The 17,988-nt window shown below is 70.4% G+C and carries 16 protein-coding genes; 5 read left to right on the forward strand and 11 right to left on the reverse strand.

The genetic code is table 11. From position 1 onward, the window contains the following. The first annotated feature begins 839 nt into the window (after positions 1-839). On the forward strand, positions 840-1,091 hold the full coding sequence (locus ACV7NM_RS35200) for a hypothetical protein (protein WP_463414492.1): 252 nt from the start codon (positions 840-842) through the stop codon (positions 1,089-1,091). A gap of 961 nt (positions 1,092-2,052) precedes the next feature. Here the strand turns inward: ACV7NM_RS35200 and ACV7NM_RS35205 are convergent. Together ACV7NM_RS35205 and tpg are read right to left on the reverse strand one after the other, a co-directional pair. Continuing rightward, positions 2,053-2,256 (reverse strand): hypothetical protein, encoded by a 204-nt coding sequence (locus tag ACV7NM_RS35205; RefSeq protein ID WP_463414493.1) that lies wholly within the window; start codon positions 2,254-2,256, stop codon positions 2,053-2,055. Positions 2,257-2,847: 591 nt separating this feature from the next. Further along, positions 2,848-3,405 carry a telomere-protecting terminal protein Tpg gene (gene tpg / locus ACV7NM_RS35210; protein WP_463414494.1) on the reverse strand — a complete coding sequence of 186 codons (558 nt, stop codon included), beginning with the start codon at positions 3,403-3,405 and terminating at the stop codon, positions 2,848-2,850. Positions 3,406-6,777: 3,372 nt separating this feature from the next. On the opposite strand from tpg, the gene ACV7NM_RS35215 reads away from it, so the two are divergent. Continuing rightward, positions 6,778-7,347, forward strand: coding sequence for a helix-turn-helix domain-containing protein (locus ACV7NM_RS35215; RefSeq protein WP_463414495.1), 570 nt, complete (start codon positions 6,778-6,780; stop codon positions 7,345-7,347). A 60-nt stretch (positions 7,348-7,407) separates the two neighbouring features. On the opposite strand, the gene ACV7NM_RS35220 is transcribed toward ACV7NM_RS35215, so the two are convergent. The 8 genes from ACV7NM_RS35220 to ACV7NM_RS35255 all read right to left on the reverse strand — a co-directional run bounded on the left by ACV7NM_RS35220 (position 7,408) and on the right by ACV7NM_RS35255 (position 12,808). Continuing rightward, complete coding sequence (locus tag ACV7NM_RS35220) at positions 7,408-9,177, reverse strand: DUF2637 domain-containing protein (RefSeq protein ID WP_463414496.1); 1,770 nt, start codon at positions 9,175-9,177, stop codon at positions 7,408-7,410. A gap of 251 nt (positions 9,178-9,428) precedes the next feature. After that, complete coding sequence (locus ACV7NM_RS35225; protein WP_463414497.1) at positions 9,429-9,596, reverse strand: hypothetical protein; 168 nt, start codon at positions 9,594-9,596, stop codon at positions 9,429-9,431. Continuing rightward, positions 9,596-9,727, reverse strand: coding sequence for a hypothetical protein (locus ACV7NM_RS35230; RefSeq protein WP_463414498.1), 132 nt, complete (start codon positions 9,725-9,727; stop codon positions 9,596-9,598). Before ACV7NM_RS35230 ends, ACV7NM_RS35225 begins: the two co-directional genes overlap by 1 nt. Then, positions 9,727-9,888: a hypothetical protein gene (locus ACV7NM_RS35235; protein WP_463414499.1), complete on the reverse strand. Its 162-nt coding sequence runs from the start codon at positions 9,886-9,888 to the stop codon at positions 9,727-9,729. Before ACV7NM_RS35235 ends, ACV7NM_RS35230 begins: the two co-directional genes overlap by 1 nt. Positions 9,889-10,099: 211 nt before the next feature. Beyond that, positions 10,100-11,260 (reverse strand): hypothetical protein, encoded by a 1,161-nt coding sequence (locus tag ACV7NM_RS35240; protein ID WP_463414500.1) that lies wholly within the window; start codon positions 11,258-11,260, stop codon positions 10,100-10,102. Next, entirely contained in the window at positions 11,257-11,715 is a 459-nt protein-coding gene (locus tag ACV7NM_RS35245; protein WP_463414501.1) for a hypothetical protein, read from the reverse strand. The genes ACV7NM_RS35240 and ACV7NM_RS35245 overlap by 4 nt, the downstream gene beginning before the upstream one ends. Beyond that, positions 11,712-12,416 carry a hypothetical protein gene (locus tag ACV7NM_RS35250; RefSeq protein WP_463414502.1) on the reverse strand — a complete coding sequence of 235 codons (705 nt, stop codon included), beginning with the start codon at positions 12,414-12,416 and terminating at the stop codon, positions 11,712-11,714. The genes ACV7NM_RS35245 and ACV7NM_RS35250 overlap by 4 nt, the downstream gene beginning before the upstream one ends. After that, complete coding sequence (locus tag ACV7NM_RS35255) at positions 12,413-12,808, reverse strand: WhiB family transcriptional regulator (RefSeq protein ID WP_463414507.1); 396 nt, start codon at positions 12,806-12,808, stop codon at positions 12,413-12,415. Before ACV7NM_RS35255 ends, ACV7NM_RS35250 begins: the two co-directional genes overlap by 4 nt. A 531-nt stretch (positions 12,809-13,339) precedes the next feature. On the opposite strand from ACV7NM_RS35255, the gene ACV7NM_RS35260 reads away from it, so the two are divergent. The 3 genes from ACV7NM_RS35260 to ACV7NM_RS35270 all read left to right on the forward strand — a co-directional run bounded on the left by ACV7NM_RS35260 (position 13,340) and on the right by ACV7NM_RS35270 (position 16,073). Then, a complete protein-coding gene (locus ACV7NM_RS35260; RefSeq protein WP_463414503.1) occupies positions 13,340-14,089 on the forward strand; it encodes a GntR family transcriptional regulator in 750 nt (249 codons plus the stop codon). Between the two features lie 395 nt (positions 14,090-14,484). Then, entirely contained in the window at positions 14,485-14,652 is a 168-nt protein-coding gene (locus tag ACV7NM_RS35265) for a helix-turn-helix domain-containing protein (RefSeq protein ID WP_463414504.1), read from the forward strand. A gap of 629 nt (positions 14,653-15,281) precedes the next feature. Further along, a complete protein-coding gene (locus tag ACV7NM_RS35270) occupies positions 15,282-16,073 on the forward strand; it encodes a hypothetical protein (protein WP_463414505.1) in 792 nt (263 codons plus the stop codon). A 1,134-nt stretch (positions 16,074-17,207) separates the two neighbouring features. Here ACV7NM_RS35270 and ACV7NM_RS35275 read toward each other — a convergent pair. After that, positions 17,208-17,405, reverse strand: a complete 198-nt coding sequence (locus ACV7NM_RS35275; RefSeq protein WP_463414506.1) for a hypothetical protein — start codon at positions 17,403-17,405, stop codon at positions 17,208-17,210. Positions 17,406-17,988: the final 583 nt, after the last annotated feature.

The raw sequence follows: 17,988 nt of genomic DNA on the forward strand, positions 1-17,988 counted from the left end.
CACCCCAGGACCAACCACGCCAAGAACGACCCCCACAACAGCCCACACGCCCCCGCCCCTTGGAGCCAGAGAACCCCAGAACACCAAAACACAGTGATCTGACGGAGCATCAGGAGAAGTAGGGAAATTCATCCGTCGCTCCCAGAAATTGAACCGGGCGCCGATAAACGCTTTCCGGGCACCCTCTAACAGCACCCGATAAACCCCACCGAGTGACCGCGAATTACGGCACGTTGAGCACCTGAACCTCACCGATAGACAGGCTCGTGGATGGCGGTCAGGGCGCTTCGAAAATTCGGCTCACGTGGGAGCGCCGCGTGGACATACCGGTCCTCATGTGAGACGACCGCGCCGCGGGCCGGGGCGTGACCGCTCCGGAGCCCACCCGCCGGCCGCAAGAGGAACCGATCTCAGAAGCGGGACTTGCGGGGCTAGCCCCCGTACTCGGCACTCTCCGTCCAGCAGCGGCGGACTGCCCTTGCACAGCGCCACGTCAAGACCGCGCGAATCCACGCGATCGACTCACTAGACCGTGTTGAAGCCGGGGCCCGGTGCGCTGCACGACGACTTCAAGCGGAGGAGACGGTCACCCACGCCCCATAACCCCTGCGAGGCAGGAGCCGGCTGAGGAATCCCCTCCGCTCCAACCCAGTCGCGACCGCCTCACCTCGAAGGCGCTCTCGTCAAGCACTCGCGAATCCGCACCACAAGGCCTCTGACCAGGCACGGAACCGAAATTCGCGAGAACTCGACCCCGGCCACGATCACTCGCACAGTTGCCCTCGTTCCACCCCACCACCCCGGCACAACGCTGGCACGCCCACCCCGAGGAGAACTCCATGACCATCACCACGACAGCGATCACCACCGCCCAGCCCGAGGTGGCCTCAACTGCCGAAGCCACCACACAACAGCTGACCCGGCTGCGACGCCAGCGCGACGGCCTCGCCCTGGTGCTCACCATCGCCGCCGCCGTCGGCTTGGGCGTGCTCGTACGGATCGCCCCGGCCTGGGCCGACCCCGCCGCGGTCACCATCGGCGCAGCCGTAGGCGCGATCGGTGGGTTGCGATACGTCCTCCGCCACTGGTGAGACCAGCAGCGCGTCAACAGCGCGGTACGGAAGACCAGCGGGGACCCCGACCAACGGAGGGGCGGCCAGGACCCCGCTGCCGACAACTCGCGGTTGTCGGCAGCGGAGGCCCCGGCGTCATCGGCGGCACAGAGCGAGCGCCACACCGACCGCCAGCCGCACTCCGCAGCTCGGGTTGGGAGATCAAGCGCAGCAGGCTAGGTACCGGCTCCCGCCAGAGGTCCCCGAAGACGCACCGTCCCAGCCCGCTGGCTGAAAGAGTGGAGCTGGGGGGCCTGGGATTCCGGAGCAGCCGTGCCTGGACGGGCCCAACCCTGAGGTGGGGAGCAGATCGTGCATAGAACCGGTGCTGCTCTGCTCTTGGTGATGGCTACCGGACTTGTATCGGGCTGCCAGACCAGTGAGCAGACGCCGTTATCGGCACATGTAGTGGACTGCTCTGTCACAAGGCCGTTCACCGACGGGATGCGCCGCATCGCCGTGATCAGGGTGAGCAACGCTTCAAACGAGGCATTGAGGTACCGGATCCACATCGGCGACGCCGTCATGGTGAGCGCCGACGGCTCCCGTACAGATGCATTGGCCGGCGGTAGCTCCCGGGAGTACCCATACGCCATGATCCCGAGCAAAGACGGCATCTCAACGCAAGCCTGCACGAAACTGGGCGTGCGCGCGGAAATACTGACTCCTGACGACCCCCCGTAGCCTGGAACAAGACACAGCGTCCAAGCCCGTGGGCAGGATGTCCACCCTCGTGGACGACTCGCTACAGTGGGGCTCTGCGGCATTGTGAACGCGTGCATATTGATCATGCTTTAGAGCGTTGTCAGTGGTGTACGACAGACTGATGTCACGCAGTACGGCGGCCTCTGCCACGTGTGCAAGTGGGACAGAGACCGCCGCGGGATGCACCCGCACCTCGCGCCTCTTGGTGTTCCAGCACCAGGGGGCGCGTCGCGTTTTACAGGTGGCTGACCAGCGTCTCGTACAGCCACACCACGACCTGGACAAACCAGTGCGCGGCCTCGTCAGCAAGACCAGCCAACAGGGCTTGGACTACGCCGGCGAGCAGTACATCGCGAGCAGTGCTGCGGTTCCCACCCCGGACAGACGGCGGGCCATCGTCCTCCGAATCGTCGGACGGCGACTTGTCGTGTGCCGGCATGCGAACCCCCATTCAGGACCGCCGCGCCTCAACTGGATGGCCGGGGCGACGGTCCGTCAAAACCCGGCCCTCCAGAAGCTGCACAAGCACCCGAATGGCGTCGACCACAGGGTATCGGCACACACCGACAACCGTTGAAAACCGGCAGCAGGGTGTGTAGTAACACGCTTGATGGCCTCCGGCCTCAAACCGCCCCCCAGGGACCGTGCTGAGGCTGTGACCAGGTACTTGGTGCTGCGTACCGCCTTGTGGGACGAACCGATGCCGAAGTTTCGGACGTTGGAGGTTCCTTCAGAACTACGTGACGACACGCAAGTGCTTCGTGCGCGAACGGCGGCTTACTCGCGAACGGGACGGGTTCTCACCAGCGCGTACGTCCTGACCTCGCTGGGGAGCGACGCCGTCGATGATGTCGTCCATCGAGTGCATCTTCTTGTCCACGAAGTCGAAGGAACCGGCCTTGAGGTCATGCACCGTCGAGCTTGCGCATCAGCCCGTACTTCTGTGGTCGACGTCCGGCATCAGGTTGCGGAAGACGAAGAGCTCCTCGAACTTTCCACCGAGGTACGTGTCTCTCTACTACCTGGTTGCTCAGAGGTTCACGTCGATGTAGTCGATGTCCGTGAACTCCACCAGCAGCCCTTGGGCTCGGCCGCCGCCGTCCTTAAAGTAGACGTCTTGCAGTCCCTCGGCGGCGATCCGCTGTAGGTCGGCCTCGGAGGCCCCGGCGTCTTGGGCGCCCAGCAGGCGGCCGGCGTACTCCGGCGGCAGGTGCTGCGTGATCCGCCGCATCCGGCCATCGTCCGTGGTGCCGGGCGCGGCGGTGAACCCGAACTGGGCCCGGGTCTCGATCACAAGGCCGGTCTGCTGCGCGGCCTTGTCCCGGGCGCGCTTGCGGACCAGGGGCTGCCACCGGCGCCGGACCTCAGCCTCCATCCGCCTCGCGAGCTCGGGCTTGGGGCGCTTGATCTGGTCCTTCACGTACCGCTCGATGGTGCGCTGCGAGATGCCCAGCAGGGCGGCCACGGCCTTGGTGGAGCCCTGGTGCTGCTTGACCAGGTAGCGCACCTGCGGCCCCGCAGACTTCGGGATCGGACGGGTGAACGCCTGTTGTGCAGCGCGGTAAAGGCTCTCGCCAACGATGCCCATCGGGCAGCGCTCCTCCCTGTGAATCGACTAGCCACCTGGCTCTGACTATAGGCATCGAGAAAACGGAATCCGGCACCACCTACAAACTCGCCGCACCTCCACTCTCATCCTGCAGATAGAGCGTCGAGACGAGAGCGCGCGTGGCACCCGCCCGGTCACACGAACCGGCTTTGTGCGCCCGGTCTCCTGCTAACGTCTAAATCACCCCGAGAGCCGGGGAGCGATTATCGCCAGAGGGGAGGTGAGCAATGTCCGGCATGGAAGACTCCCACGAGCAGCCCACGCCGGGCCGGTCCAAGCGCAAGCGCGCAGCTGAGACGGTCACCCTGGTTACCTGCATTCTGCAGGCCGTGTACTGGGGTCTCAAGCTCACTGGAGTGCTCTAAAAGCGCAGGTGGGCCCAGCTGTTGGCGCAGCCGGACCCACCCCAGGCCCAGGCATCCGGGCCCCACGCCCTCCCTCAGCAGCGGGAGCGTGGGGCCCGCTTTCGCGTTGGGCCCTGTGATCACCCCACAATTAAATGCAGTGACTGCATCAGGATACACGCCACCCGATTGAACAAAAAGGCGCAACGCCAAACCACACCCCCCAATTAGCCCAAACATAAACCCCCCACCCCAAAAGAGGGGGGGTAATTTCTCGGAAATCGAATCTTTACCACTCTCTTCCAAAACGTGGTTCCCGGTTTTCTTGGTGCGGCACCTACTCTTTATATGCGAGCCCGGGAGCGGCCCCTTATTCACAGGTTGGGCGGCAAGTCATCCTGGTCATCCCACCGGTCATCCACCCATCCCGGCGAAGTCATCCCGGCGTCATCCTGGGGGTGTGCCAGGCCGGCCGTGTGCCATCCCGGAGTTCGCCGTGCCGTGCCGTGCCGTGCCGGGTCGTGCCGGGTCGTGCCGGGTGGTGTGCCGTGCCGTGCAGGGTCGTGCAGGGTCGTGCCGGGTCGTGTGCCGTGCCGTGCAGGGTCGTGATGGAGCAGGAGCGACCGGTGTGGGACGTCGAGGACGGCCTGCTTGGCAGTGAGAGGCCCTCGGCACTGCCTGGGAAGTCGAGCACGCCACTTGAGAGACCGCGAGGCTCCGCTGAGAGACCGCGAGACCTGAGAGACCGCGAGGCTCCGCTGAGAGACCGCGAGACCTGAGAGACCGCGAGGCTCCACTGAGAGACCGCGAGACCTGAGAGACCGCGAGGCTCCGCTGGGAGACCGCGAGACCGCGCTCACCCTCGCGCGCCTTCATGAGCGCACGGACGATCGTGAGCGCGCACGTTCACGGTCCTGAGCGCGCATGTTCACGGTCCTGAGCGTGAAGCCACGTACTCCGTGAACGAACACGCAGTGTGAACACTCCTCGTGAGTCGACAGCCCCGGCCACGGTGTCGGACACATCCTCCGGACCGTGTCCCGGACATCCTCCGGGCCGCGTGTCCGGACGTCCTCTGGACCGTGTGTCCGGACGTTCCCCGGACCGTGTCCCGGACGTTCCCCGGACCGTCCTCCGGACCGTGTCCCGGACCGTCCTCCGGACCGTGTCCCCACCCTGTTCCCCAGCCGTACAGGTACGGGCGTACGGGGATACGGGTACGGCGTCACACGCGAACGTTCGCCTACCGGCTACCGCCACAACCACCGGTAGACCGGATCTGTGCCGGCCCTCCATAGGCTCCACTGCACTGGCATCACTGCTGCTCAAATTCCAAGTCCCCCCTAGGGCGTAAAGGACGGTGAAGGAGACCGCCAACATCTGGTGCGCTTCGACTTACCGGTGGTTGTGGCGGTAGCCGGTAGGCGAACGTTCGCGTGTGACGCCGTACCCGTATCCCCGTACGCCCGTACCTGTACGGCTGGGGAACAGGGTGGGGACACGGTCCGGAGGACGGTCCGGGACACGGTCCGGAGGACGGTCCGGGACACGGTCCGGAGGACGGTCCGGGGAACGTCCGGGACACGGTCCGGGGAACGTCCGGACACACGGTCCAGAGGACGTCCGGACACGCGGCCCGGAGGATGTCCGGGACACGGTCCGGAGGATGTGTCCGACACCGTGGCCGGGGCTGTCGACTCACGAGGAGTGTTCACACTGCGTGTTCGTTCACGGAGTACGTGGCTTCACGCTCAGGACCGTGAACATGCGCGCTCAGGACCGTGAACGTGCGCGCTCACGATCGTCCGTGCGCTCATGAAGGCGCGCGAGGGTGAGCGCGGTCTCGCGGTCTCCCAGCGGAGCCTCGCGGTCTCTCAGGTCTCGCGGTCTCTCAGTGGAGCCTCGCGGTCTCTCAGGTCTCGCGGTCTCTCAGCGGAGCCTCGCGGTCTCTCAGGTCTCGCGGTCTCTCAGCGGAGCCTCGCGGTCTCTCAAGTGGCGTGCTCGACTTCCCAGGCAGTGCCGAGGGCCTCTCACTGCCAAGCAGGCCGTCCTCGACGTCCCACACCGGTCGCTCCTGCTCCATCACGACCCTGCACGGCACGGCACACGACCCGGCACGACCCTGCACGACCCTGCACGGCACGGCACACCACCCGGCACGACCCGGCACGACCCGGCACGACCCGGCACGGCACGGCGAACTCCGGGATGGCACACGGCCGGCCTGGCACACCCCCAGGATGACGCCGGGATGACTTCGCCGGGATGGGTGGATGACCGGTGGGATGACCAGGATGACGCCGGGATGACCAGGACGACTTCACATGAGCTCCGAACTCATCGCCCCCATTCACCCCCGACCAGCAAATGGTCATCGCATCGACTCGACGTGATGGCTCTGCGGTTTGGCTGCCTGCCCTGGGGCGGCCGCTCTCCGTATATGTGGGGGCGGCACTTGCAGACGACAGGGTGCGCGCGAACCTCGGATTCGGCTGGCCTCATCGGCTGCGTCGAGCTCAAGAGGTCTGCCGCTGATGGCAAATGAGATCTGGTCGCCGAGTCCTGCTTCGTGCCAGGCGGGGTGGAACCGGAGGAGTTGCTACATGGGTCAAGGGTGTCTCTCCCCCTCCTGTGCGCGGCTTCCACCGCCTCGGCGGTCCTCCGTCGTTGGTCGGTGGGAAGGGTGCTGGCTCAGCTACTTCGGTTGTGGCGTACGCCATAACCTGCCGTTTTGTGCCATTTGTGCCGCCGAGTTGAATGTGACTTGTGCCACATAGAGCAAGGCGGGCCACCGGAGGCCCTGCCCTTTAGAGGTCTAGACATCCCCGGATTTAGGCCGGTAAACGGAATCCAGCACATCGGCTTGTTATGTGTCCTCTCGCCTGTCCATGGGTGGCCGCTCGAGCGGGTCATCATGATCGTTCAGACAGGGAGCGGAGCAGGCCGCGTGGCTCGAGATAGGTGGGTCGGCCACTACGCCCGGGGCCGCTGCGGAGAGGATTGGTCCATGACCCGCCCGATGCTGACCCAGCGGGAGGCCGCCGCCGCGTGCGGCGTCAGCCGCACCACCATCCGCCGTCGCCGTGAGGCCGGTGATCTGCCCGGCGCCTACGAAGACCCCAGGCGCGGCTGGATGATCCCCGTCGACGATCTCCTCGCCGCCGGCTTTCGCCTCAACGCCCCCGCCCCGGCCGACCAGGACCCTGCGCCAGCACCAGCCGGGCCCGCCCCGTCGGCGGCTCCGGTCGAGGCCGAGGGCCAGGACGCGGCCGCCCTGCGGGCGGAGCTGGACCGGATCCGCGCGGAGCACGCCCTGGCCCTGGCCCGCGCCGAGTACGGGCAGAAATTGGCGGAGGCCGAGGCCGAGCACCTGCGCCGCGAGCTCGTGGTGCGGGGCGAGCACATCGCCGACTTGCAGCGTGCGGTGGCCGCCCTGACCCCGGCCCCGGAGCGGGCAGCGCTGGCCCCGCAGGCGGCCGGGCCGTCCGTGCCCGGCCAGGCCCAGGCCGAACCCGGCCACGCCCCGGCCGCTGAGGCGGCCGGGGGGCGTCGGCGGTGGTGGGGCGGCCGGACCTGACCCCGTAGACGGCGGTGGGCGCCACCCAGGATCGGGTGGCGCCCGCCGCCATGTGCCGGATCAGGACCGGGAGTCCTCCCAGGCCGCGTCCAGCGCCATCTCCAGCTGATTCGGCCGGTAGCCGCCCTCCAGGAGGATCGCCGCCGCTTTTCGGGTGTCCCCCGCGGCCGTCTGCTTCACGTTGATCGCCTCCATCACCCTGCTGAGCGGGACCAGGTCGAGCTGGTCCTGCTCCTGGGCCCGCTCCGGGTCGGCGCCGGCCGCCAGCAGCATGCGGGCCACGACCCGCTCTGCCCGCTCACGCGGGTTCAGGCGGGCGTAGTCCTCAGCCTGCTGCGTCCGCGCCTCGATCATGGACGCCTCGTACCGGGCCGCGGCTGCGGCCTTCTCCGCCTCGGCCTTGTCCGCGGCGGCCGCCGCCTGGTCGGCCTCGGCCCGCTCCAGGGCCGCGGCCTGCCTCGCGGCCTCCGCCGCAGCGCGGGCCGCCTCCGCCTCCGCCTTGGCCTTCTCCGCGCGCCGCCTCTCCGCCTCCGCCGCCGCGCGCTCTGCTTTCTCCGCGTCCTCGGCGGCCTTCCGGCGCGCGGTCGCCGCATCTGCCGACTCCAGCGCCTCGGCCTCCGTCTGGGCGAGCCGCTCCGCTGCCGTGCGACGGTGCTCCGCCGCAGCCTTGGCCGCCGCCGCTGCTGACTCCGCCGCCGCGCGAGCGGCCTCCGCCTGCGCGGCCGCCGTGCCCTTGCGCGCCGACTGCTCGTGCTCGGCCACCGTGATGTCGGCGTCGTCTGCCAGCTTCGCCAGAGCGTCCTCCTTGGCCTGCCGGCGCTGCCGCTCCGCCTCCGCGCGCTCGCGCTCCGCCTCGGCGCGGGCCCGCTCCGCCGCCTCCGCCTTCCACTTCGCCGGGAGCGCCAGGGCCTGCTCCACGGTGTAGCCGCGGGGCGCCATCGTCATCGGGAGCAGCTGCACCTCGGTCGCCTTGGACAGGTCCCCGTCCAGCTCCTGGGTCAGCCACACCCGGTAGCCCTCCAGCGCCTGCTCCCGCTTCACCATCTCCGGGTAGCTGCGCACCACGGCCAGCCGCATCCGCCGGTACAGGCGGGCCGTACGGACCGGGGAGAGCACCCAGCGGTGCAGCGGGACCCGGTCGCTGGCCGTGCCGTCCTCCAGCTGCGCGGCGTGCACGATCAGGCGCCGGGCGCCCTCCACCCCGACCACGAACAGGACCGGCATCAACGCGTGCCACAGGATGCGGACGGGGCTGGCCACCTGCGCGCCCTCGGCGGCCGCCTGCACGACGGTGCCTGCGGCCGCGTTGATGACCACGGTGGCCGCGGTCATGGCGTGGGCAGCGAACCGCAGCAGCGGCCAGGGGATGCGCCGGCCCGTCAGGTACAGGTCCAGCGCCAGGAACCCGATGATCGCGCCGTCGATGCCGATAGGGATCCACGGGGCCAGCCACGGAGCGAACCCGGCCGCCTCGGCCATCGCGGCCAGCGTCGAATACGACGCGGCGAACCCGATGATCGTGACCGGGATCATGCCCACCAGAGCGGCCGCCGCGAGCAGCCGCGCGACCCGGCGAGGCACCGCCGAACCGGCCTGGGGGGTGGCCACCGTGGCCGGGTTCCCGTGGCCGGCGGCCGGGGCCACGGCCACCGGCTGGCCGACCGGCCCCGGCCCACCCTGGCCGCCCAGGCGCGGCGCGGGCGGCGCGCCTTCCTGTCCGCCCGGAGCGCCCGGCCGTGTGACCGGAGTGGCCCCGGCCGTGACCGGAGCGGCCGGGGCCACGGCCACCCTGTGGCCCATGGTCTGGTCACCCGTCAGCGTCTCGTTCATCCGGGCATCCTCCCCCGTCGGACGCGGAGCCGGAGCACCGGCCCGCCCAACCGGAGCGTCGGCCGGTCCGACCGGAGCGAGCGGGACGGCCGGCCGGGTCAGATCGTGCAGCGTGTGGTGCGTGGTCACCGATACCTCCGAAGCAAGGTCATGGGCGGCGGGCCGGGAGGGGAACTCCCGGCCCGCCGGATGGAACCGGGGCCGCAGTGGCTCGCCCGTCAGGGGTGCACTTCCGCGGCCGGTGCGGCCGGTCAGCGGCCGGACAGGTGGGCCGAGATGTTCGCGGCGAGCGCGGCGGCCGCGTTGTTCGCGGCGTTCAGCGCGTCCGCCGACTGCTGGGCCTGCTGTATGGCCTGGGCGTTGGCGGCGCGGGCCGCTTCCATGGCGGCCGCGGCGGCCTGGCGCTCGGCGTCTCCCATCACGCACCCCCGCCCAGGACGGCCAGCAGACGGACGGTCCAGCCGCCGCACCGGCGGCACACGTACTGCCGGGCCCTGGCGTCGTGCTTCATCTGGCGGCCGTGGCACACCGGCGCCGTGTGGCGGGCCATCAGCCGTTGCCCTTGAGGCGGCCGTTCGTGCCGTTCCCCGCGCCCGGGGCCGGCTTCGGGTCCGCCGGGTAGTGGCCGCCGCGCGAGGGGCTGTAGACCGTCTCGTGCTTCGGGTCGGGCCGGGTACCCGGGGTCATGGGCATGCTCTTGCGAAGTGCCATGATTGGTTCACCTGTTCCGTGAAAGCGGGATGGTGGGTCCCGGGGCGGCCGCCCATCTGCCAAGAAGTCGGCCGCCTCGGGATGTCTCGTTTTGGTGCTCCCGGCCCCTCTCGGGGGCCGGTGTTCTGGGTGTCAGGGAGGGCGTCAGGGGCCCTGTTAGGGCCCGTTAGGCCTCCGATAGAACCGCAGGTCAGACGGCCGATAGGCCGGTCTAACGGGCCTCTTGGGCCTGCCCCTGGGAGAGGGCCGGGGAAGGAGCCGAATCGGGGTCCAGCAGACCCCCCGGGATGAGCCGCAGTACGGCCGGTGCGGGGGTGCTGGCGGGGGCCGGGACGGGGGCCTCGGCGGGGGTGTGGGCGGCCGCCTCGGCGGGCCCCTCCCCGACCGCCTGAGCGGGCACCCGGGAGGGGGCCGCAGCGGCCGCCACGGGGGTCTCCCCCCGGGTCTGGACGGGGGCCTGGGAGCGGGCCGCGAGCAGGGCCGCGGGGGCCATCCCGAGGGCGGTGGTTGCCGCGTCCACGCGCAGCCCCACCCGGGTCACCGGCTTGCCCTCGATCCGCATGCCCAGCTTCGGCTCCACCGGCAGGCCGCAGCCCTCCACCCAGGTACGGAGCACGCTCAATTCCGTGTCCTGCGGCAGCAGGCCGGCGGCGGCCGCGGAGTCCAGCACCACGTCCAGGTGTACGCCCGCCCGCCGGGCGGCCTCGGCCTCGGCCAGCGCGCCCACCACGTGCAGCAGCAGCGCCGTACCGGGGTCCGGGGCGGGGGCCTGCTCCTGATCCTTGGCGTCCTCCTGGCCGTCGTTCTCGCGCTCCTCCCCCGCAGAATCACTTTCATGATCATCTGTGGGGGCGGGGGGAGGGGCGAGCATCCAGGCGGCCGCCATCCACCCCAGGACACCGGCCGTGGCCAGTACGCCCTGGTACGGGCCGAGCTGTTGCACGTACGGCCACAGCAGGGTTCCGGCGGTGCCGGCCGCGCCGGAGGCGAGCAGCCCCCCGAACGCGGCCAGCCCCAGCGCCTCCACGGCCGGGCGCCGTACGGGCTTGACCGGGCGCGCCGTCACCTCCTCGGCGTCGTCGTCCTGCTCCTGGTCGTCGTCGCCGTCCTCGGCGTCGTCGTCCTGGTCGGCCTTGGCCGCCTTGCGGGCCTTCGCCTTGGCCTTGGCCGCCTTGGCCTTCGCGGCCTTGTCGGCCTTGGCCTGGGCGGCCTCGGTCGCCTCGGCGTCCACGCTGGCCACGTCCCAGGCCCACCCGAGCACCCTCCCGCCGCACCGGCAGACCATGCCCGCCAGCACGACCGAACCGGACCACAGGGCGGTGAACGCGCTCCCCGGCCGGACGATCTCCCGGACCTGCGCCCCGGTGCTCACAGCGCGCCCACGATGTTCGCGAGCTTGAGCACCAGGCCCACGCCGATCGACCAGATACCGCCGGCCTGCCCGTAGATGACCCCGGACGAGATGCCCAGCAGCGCAGGCCACAGGGTCTTCTTCCACTTCGGGAAAAACGTCAGGATGCTCAGCGCGAGCGCCACGCCGCCGAGGCCGATGTTCCCCAGGCCGGAGCTCTGGATCACGGACGTGGGCACCTCCGAGATGCCCTTGACGACGTCGCCCCACAGCTCACCGGCCGCAACGGCCAGCGTGCCGAACGCGATGCCCCACGACCCGGCCTTGTCCCTGTCCAGCTTCATGCGATCCGAGCCGCGCACGCCGAGGAACAGAAGCAGCCCGCTCGCGAGGGCCAACCCGCTGATGCCAACCGACCCGAACACGGGCCCCGCGGCCAGGACCACGTCCGTGGCAATGATCTGAGTGGTGCTCACAGCAGCGCTCCCGGGGCGTAGAGGAGAGAGGAGAGGGTGACAGTGGCGAGCGGGATCCGGGCGGCCCACCGCAGCGGCGCCGTCCAACCGGTCGCGTGCCGCTCCAGGTAGAGCCAGCACACGGCGCCGAACCCGCCCGCAATCGCGAGGGGGGCCAGGAGCACCGGCCACGGGGCCAGGGCCGCCATGCCGTCCGCGATCAGGGGGCCGGTGCCCTGCGCCCACAGCGCCGCGCCGAGCGCCCCGGCCGGGCGGGCGGCCAGACCGGCCACACCCGGCAGGCCGCGCAGCAGCCCGCCGGCCTTCCACCCCACGTACGCGCCCCCGGTCACGGCAACCGTGACGCCGAGCGGCACCAGGGAGGTCATCGCGCGGCCCATGAACTCCGCGCCCGCCATCGGGTCACCAGCCGCGGCCCACAGCAGCGAGTGCCCGACTGCGGCCGCGCCGCCGTTGTAGGCCAGCCACCGCCACCGCGACGGCTGCACCGCCACCTGCGTCGGGGCCGCGGCCGCGCCCTTGCTGTGCCGCTTCTTCCGCGTCTTCGCGGCGGCCACAGCGGCCGCGGCCGCGCTCCCGTTGCGGCCGACCCGCGGCCACCGCGACGGCTGCGCGGGAGCGGCCGCGGGAGCGCCCTGGCCCTTCATCTGCTTCCGTTTCTGCGAGCGGGCGGCCTTCCCGGCCGCAGCAGGCGCGCTCACTTCGACGCCCCGTTCCGCGGCCGCTTGCCGAACAGCCGGACGTGCAGCGCCCGCCGCTCCGACTGACGCAGGCCCCCACGCACGCCAAGGATCTTCGACGGGGTGGAGGACTGCTCCAGGTCCCGGGCCAGGCACCAGGACTGCACCGGGCACCTGGCGCACACCGCCAGCGCCTCCCGCTCCGCCGGGGACGCCTCCCGCTCTACCGGGGTCAGCTCCCACGGCTCCGGGAAGAAGAGCTCAGGGTCCACGGCCGTGCAGACTGGCCCGCCCCCCCGCTCCCGGCGTACGGCCTGAGCGGGGGCCAGGTCCTCGTGCTCCCACAGCCGGTCCAGCCAGTCCGCCGGACGCGCTGCGACCCAACCCGCCGGCAGCGGGGGCACCCCGCGCATGGCGCTCACAGCTCTACTCCCAGCGCCCGCAGGCTCGCACGGACCCGCAGCTCATCCCCGCCCAGGCCCAGCACCTCCGGCGCCGCCGGGGGGATCTCAACCAGCCCAGTGGCGCAGCGCTGTGACGGTAAAACCGTCCGCGTCCCCACCGCGGCGGGCCACGCGCCCGGCCTGGGGCGCCACCAGCGCCCCGTCTCTGCAACCATCACGAAGTCGGCCTCTCTCCACGCATATGGACAGGTCCGGCAGCAACGCAGGCGCTCTAACGCCTGCGTTGCCCGCCCGGTTGGCGCTCCAACGCCAACCGGGCGATCTGCGTTTACGCAGGTCAGACAGCACAAACACAGGTCCGGAACACGCTGACCAGCCCCCGCCAGGGGCTACCGGGCGGGGCGTCGTCGCGCTCCATCACCGTAGACCACTAGCGATGCTGAGCGCTAGTGGTAGCGCCACAACTCTCTGTGGTTTAGCCTCAGAAGTGCACCGCTGTACTCGCGGGGAGTGCGGCACTAGCCAAAGGAAGGGCCCGGTATGACCGAGACGACCGGTTACGCGGAGATCGCCGCGTACTACCGCAAGCAGATTCAGGACGGGGCGCTCAGGCCGGGCGACACGATGCCGTCGTTGCGGCAGGTCGGCGAACACTTCGGCGTGGCCCAGACGACCGCCAACAGGGCGTTTCGCGTGCTCAAGCAGGAGGGGCTGACCCTCCCCAAGGCCGGAGTCGGAACCATCGTCGCGGGCCCCATCAGCAACAACATCGCGGCCCGGGTGCGCCTGCACGAGACCACTGGTAGCGCGTTGGCCGGCGGCGAGACCTCACACATCGTGGAAATTGGCACTGTCGGCGCGGATGAAGTGGTAGCGCCGCGTCTGGACGTGGCCCACGGCACGCCCGTGCACGTGCGGCGCCGCGTGGTCAGCCGGAACGGCGTACCGGTGCATGTCAGCAGCTCGTACTACCCGGCTTACGTCATCGCCGTCACGCCGGAACTGACGGAACTGGTGTCCACCGGCGGGTCTCGCGAGCTGGCGGCGGAGCGACTGGGGAGCGCCCAGGACCACGTACTGGAAGAGGTGACCTCTCGCTACGCCACGGAATCCGAAAAGGCTGCCCTTGGGCTCACTGCCGGGGAGGTAATCGTGACTCAAGTCGTGCGAACGGTTTACCTGGCCGATGGCCGTGTAGTGGAAGTTGCCGTCAAGGTTGCCGGGGGAGCGACCATTCTTCGATGGGCTACCTCCCTGAATTCTCAGGCTGCTACGGAAAACACCGAGTAAGCCGCCACGGCAATGCGAGAAAATCCGAATTCACGCGCTGGATCGAATCATGATTCGGTCTTGCGCGCGGCTGAGGGGCTATCGACCGTCGCCGCATTGCCCCCACGGAGCCTACGAACAGTAAATTCCATGCGCCCCATTTTTCCGGGGTGCGGAAGCATGGCCCCCAACACAACGAGCCCCGCCGTGGTAGGCGGGGCTCGCAGGTCCACCTCGGGTTCGCGGCCCGGGACGGAGAAGCACTTCAACGCAAGGAAGTAGCACTGATGAGGGTACGTGGCACCACCCCCCGAGCACCACAGCAGCCTGAGGACGGCTCGGATGGACCGTTCCGACTCCGCCGTGGGCGGCCGCGGCCGCTGGTGATGGACTCCGACGTCTACCGGGACCCGCGCTTGTCTGCGACAGCCAAGGGGGTGTACGGCTTGCTGGTCCTCCTGCCGGATGGCGTGGAGATCAGCGCGGAGACCCTCGCGGCCGGCACCCCCGACAGCCCCGCCTTGGTGCAGGCAGCACTGAATGAGCTGGCGGCCGCGGGCTACCTCGCGGAGGTGGGGGAGTGAGCGGGAAGTACGGGGGCGGCATCAAGCGCGGCCCCATGGCTGGAGACCGGTTCACGCAGATCTCGAACGCCCTGTTCCGCGACCCGAGGATGAGCTACAAGGCAAAAGGGATCTTTGGGCTCATCTCGACGCACACCGATGGGTGGCGCGTCACGATCGAAGACCTGGTGCGGGCCAGCACTGACGGCAAGGCGGCCGTGACCACCGGGGTCAAGGAACTGGAGCAGTTCGGCTACCTGGTCCGGGACCGGGAGCGGAACCCGGACGGCACCCTGGGAGGCGCGGTGTACTCCATCACGGACATGCCTGCGCACCTCTTTGAGCTGTTCGGCGAGGATGCCCCGGACATGGCTCAACTTAAGCAAACCCGCAGGTCAGAACCTAAGTCCGAAAATCCTGCGCAGGATAATCCTGCGCAGGGTAATCCGCCAACAAAGAACACCAAGCTCCAGAAGACCAACAACAAGAACACTCCAGCGCCTGCGGCGCGAGCCGCTGGTGACGCCCGTAGGGCTAGTGCGGGTAGTAGCGCGCGTGCTAGCGCGGGCGGCTCCGCCGCGTCCTCCGGCGCTGGCGCGCCGAACCGGGGTTCGCGGTCGGGGAAGGCTGGCAAGGGCGCCGGGGTGCGGATGTCGCGGGAGCAGGCCACCGCAGTGGCCCGGGTGGAGGCTGCCTGGCCGGGGGAGCTGGCCGCCCTGCTGCCGAAGTACCGGCCGGCCGTGCTGCGGGACGCGATCCTGGCCGCGCTGGACGGCGGGCGGACCGCGGAGCAGCTGGCGGCGCGGGTGGAGCGCCGGTGGTGGGCGCACGGCTACCGGGAGGCCTTGGCCGAGGACGGGCCGGGTATCGGCTCCCCGGTCGGCGTGGCGGTGGGCCTGGTGCGCCCGTCGATGGACTGCCCGGACCCGATGTGCGAGGACGGGGTGACTATCGACCGGGACACGGCGTGCCCGGTGTGCGAGCAGCGGCGGGCGGACCGGAAGGCCGACCGGCGCCAGGGGCTGGTGCCCGGTCCGAGGGAGGCCGGCCCGGCGCCGGTGTGGTGGGACTGCGAGGGCGAGGACTGCGACGCGACCGGGCACGGGCCGCGACCGGAGGACGGCCTGTGCTGGAAGTGCCACGACCAGGTCGAGGCCGGGGAGATCGAGCGGGCGACGGCGGGTCTGCGGGCCGCGGCCGAGGCGGAGTATGCGGCGCAGGCGGAGAGGGCGAAGGCGGCCGCGAAGTGGGCGCAGATGCTGGATGATGCGTACGCCGAGCACGCCGAGCGGGAAGCGGCCCGAAGCGCGGCCGTATGGGCGCGGCGGGCGGCCGAGGCGGAGGAGACCCGGCGTCTGCGCGAGCAGCTGGCGGCGGAGCACCCGGAGTTGGCCGCCTACGCCCAGCAGCCCGAGGGACAGCCCGCCACAGCCCCGTTCTAGCCGCTGTACGCCCCGCTGAGCGCCTCACGGTCGGAGTCCGCCCGGATGGTCGGGTGAGGTCCTGAAAGGAGCTCAGCGGGGCGTCTGGCGCCTCGTGTTGCGTGCGGGGGATCTGCCGGGCGTCTGCCGGTGATCCGTCGGGGCACCGCCCCGATCCGCCGTCCGGCAGATCCCCGGCGGACGTTCCGGCGGACGCGACGGCCTCCGCTGGCCCCACCGTGTGCCGCGAAGGCGGGCGTGGGGCACCGCCATGTTGACCGCCACGCCCACCGCGTGGGCACCGGGACGGGATCGGCTGCATGGCGGTGGGTGTGGCGGTCGGGACCAGGCGCTCGCGTTCGGCGTGCACACGTGCACGTGCACCCGCGTGCACACGCTGGCAATCCGCTGAGCATCCGCTGCGAGTCCTCCGGGACTGCTCGTCGAACGGACAGCCGGCGACCCGTCAGCGGACGGCCAGCGATCTCCCAGCGATGCTCAGCGGACGTCCGGGAGAGCCAGCGCGCTCTGACACGTGACGTGTCAGAGCGGCGGTTGAGCTGGGGCGGGGGTGCCTGTTGTTGTGGGCGGCGGTGTCAGCGTCAGGTGTCAGGTGGCCCTGCGGCGGTGACCTCCGGGGCGCGCCGGTTACCGGTTACAGGCCCTTGTGTACGCCGGTTCGCGCTGTTCAGGGCGGCCGGGGTCGGCGCGTCCTCGGCCGGTAACCGGTAACCGGTAACCGGGGCGTGGGCGGCTCGTCTGGGCGGCCGCTGCCCCCGTCTGGACTTCGCTGGACCTCTTCCTGGCTGTCGCAGAAAGAGGTGTCGTCGCGGGACGGGCTTGCCCACGGGGCCTGATCAGCGGATATCGGCGGTGTCCGATTTGGGGGGTTCCCACCGTCGGTCACACCTGCGGTGCACCTTCCGATCCGCCTCTGCACGCAACCCTCCAGCCTCCCTCCGGTGCAACCCCTGCGCCGGTGACTGCCGCTGGTGGGTGACTGGTGACTGAACCGGTGAGTGGCCGGGGGGACCAGTGAGTTTTTCGGTGAGTGCCGGCGGCGTGCCGGTGAGTTCGCCGCGCACGGTGCGCGGCCGCGCACCCGGTGCTGGCCTGGGGGAGGGCGGGGTGCCCGGCCGCGCTCCGTGCGCCGGGTCAGTCGTGGTCGCCGGTGGTGCCGGGGCCGAGGGTCCGCCGGCCGGGCACGTCCTGGTGGTGCTCCTCGACGTCGGCTTGGGCGGCTGAGGCCGTGTCGGTGCCCTCGGCGGCGAGTCGGGCTCGGCGCGGGCCGTGGGGTTCGGTGGCGGGTGTGGTGGGGCGGGGGCCGGTGCCCAGCGGGCGGCGCTCGATCATGCGGTCAGTCTCCCGGCGCCCGGCCCGGGCCGGTCAACTGGGGGGAATCTGGAGGGGGAAACCTCGGGGGAAGCCTCGGGGGAACGTAGGGGGGGAAGCCTCGGGGGAAGCTGTTTTTCCGGCGGTTCTGCATTTTGGCTGGTCAGGCCTTGTTTTCCGACTGGTGACTAGCCGGACTTATATGTCTGGAGGGGGTAGAGGGTGCTGCGCCGGCCGGTGTTGGGGGGAGTGCCCCGGAGGGCGCTGGGTCTGCTGTTCGCGTCGCTACGGTGGCGTGATCATCGGCAGGTCGGGAGGCTCGGGTGCGGGTTACGGGGTTACGGGCGATCGGTGCGGCGGCGGGCCTGGTTCTGGTGTTGGCGGGCTGTGGAAGCTCTGAGACGGACGCGAAACCGGCTGTGGGGCCGTCTGCGGCGTCCGCGTTGTCGGCTCGGCCTGATCCTCAGGTGGGGGAGCGTGCGGCCGTCCTGGCCGCGTACAGGGCGATGTCGGCGGCGGAGGTCCGCTCGTACACGGGCGGGCGCTTGGACCCCGAGTTGGAGCGCTACGCCACCCACACCGCCCTGGCGGACATCAAGAGCAC

The organism is Streptomyces sp. Tek67B01 (assembly GCF_055231995.1).

Coding starts and splice junctions, on each gene's coding strand:
- ACV7NM_RS35200 (WP_463414492.1), top strand. CDS start 840: ATGACCATCACCACGACAGCGATCACCACCGCCCAGCCCGAGGTGGCC.
- ACV7NM_RS35205 (WP_463414493.1), bottom strand. CDS start 2,256: ATGCCGGCACACGACAAGTCGCCGTCCGACGATTCGGAGGACGATGGC.
- tpg (WP_463414494.1), bottom strand. CDS start 3,405: ATGGGCATCGTTGGCGAGAGCCTTTACCGCGCTGCACAACAGGCGTTC.
- ACV7NM_RS35215 (WP_463414495.1), top strand. CDS start 6,778: ATGACCCGCCCGATGCTGACCCAGCGGGAGGCCGCCGCCGCGTGCGGC.
- ACV7NM_RS35220 (WP_463414496.1), bottom strand. CDS start 9,177: ATGAACGAGACGCTGACGGGTGACCAGACCATGGGCCACAGGGTGGCC.
- ACV7NM_RS35225 (WP_463414497.1), bottom strand. CDS start 9,596: ATGGGAGACGCCGAGCGCCAGGCCGCCGCGGCCGCCATGGAAGCGGCC.
- ACV7NM_RS35230 (WP_463414498.1), bottom strand. CDS start 9,727: ATGGCCCGCCACACGGCGCCGGTGTGCCACGGCCGCCAGATGAAGCAC.
- ACV7NM_RS35235 (WP_463414499.1), bottom strand. CDS start 9,888: ATGGCACTTCGCAAGAGCATGCCCATGACCCCGGGTACCCGGCCCGAC.
- ACV7NM_RS35255 (WP_463414507.1), bottom strand. CDS start 12,808: ATGCGCGGGGTGCCCCCGCTGCCGGCGGGTTGGGTCGCAGCGCGTCCG.
- ACV7NM_RS35260 (WP_463414503.1), top strand. CDS start 13,340: ATGACCGAGACGACCGGTTACGCGGAGATCGCCGCGTACTACCGCAAG.
- ACV7NM_RS35270 (WP_463414505.1), top strand. CDS start 15,282: ATGTCGCGGGAGCAGGCCACCGCAGTGGCCCGGGTGGAGGCTGCCTGG.
- ACV7NM_RS35275 (WP_463414506.1), bottom strand. CDS start 17,405: ATGATCGAGCGCCGCCCGCTGGGCACCGGCCCCCGCCCCACCACACCC.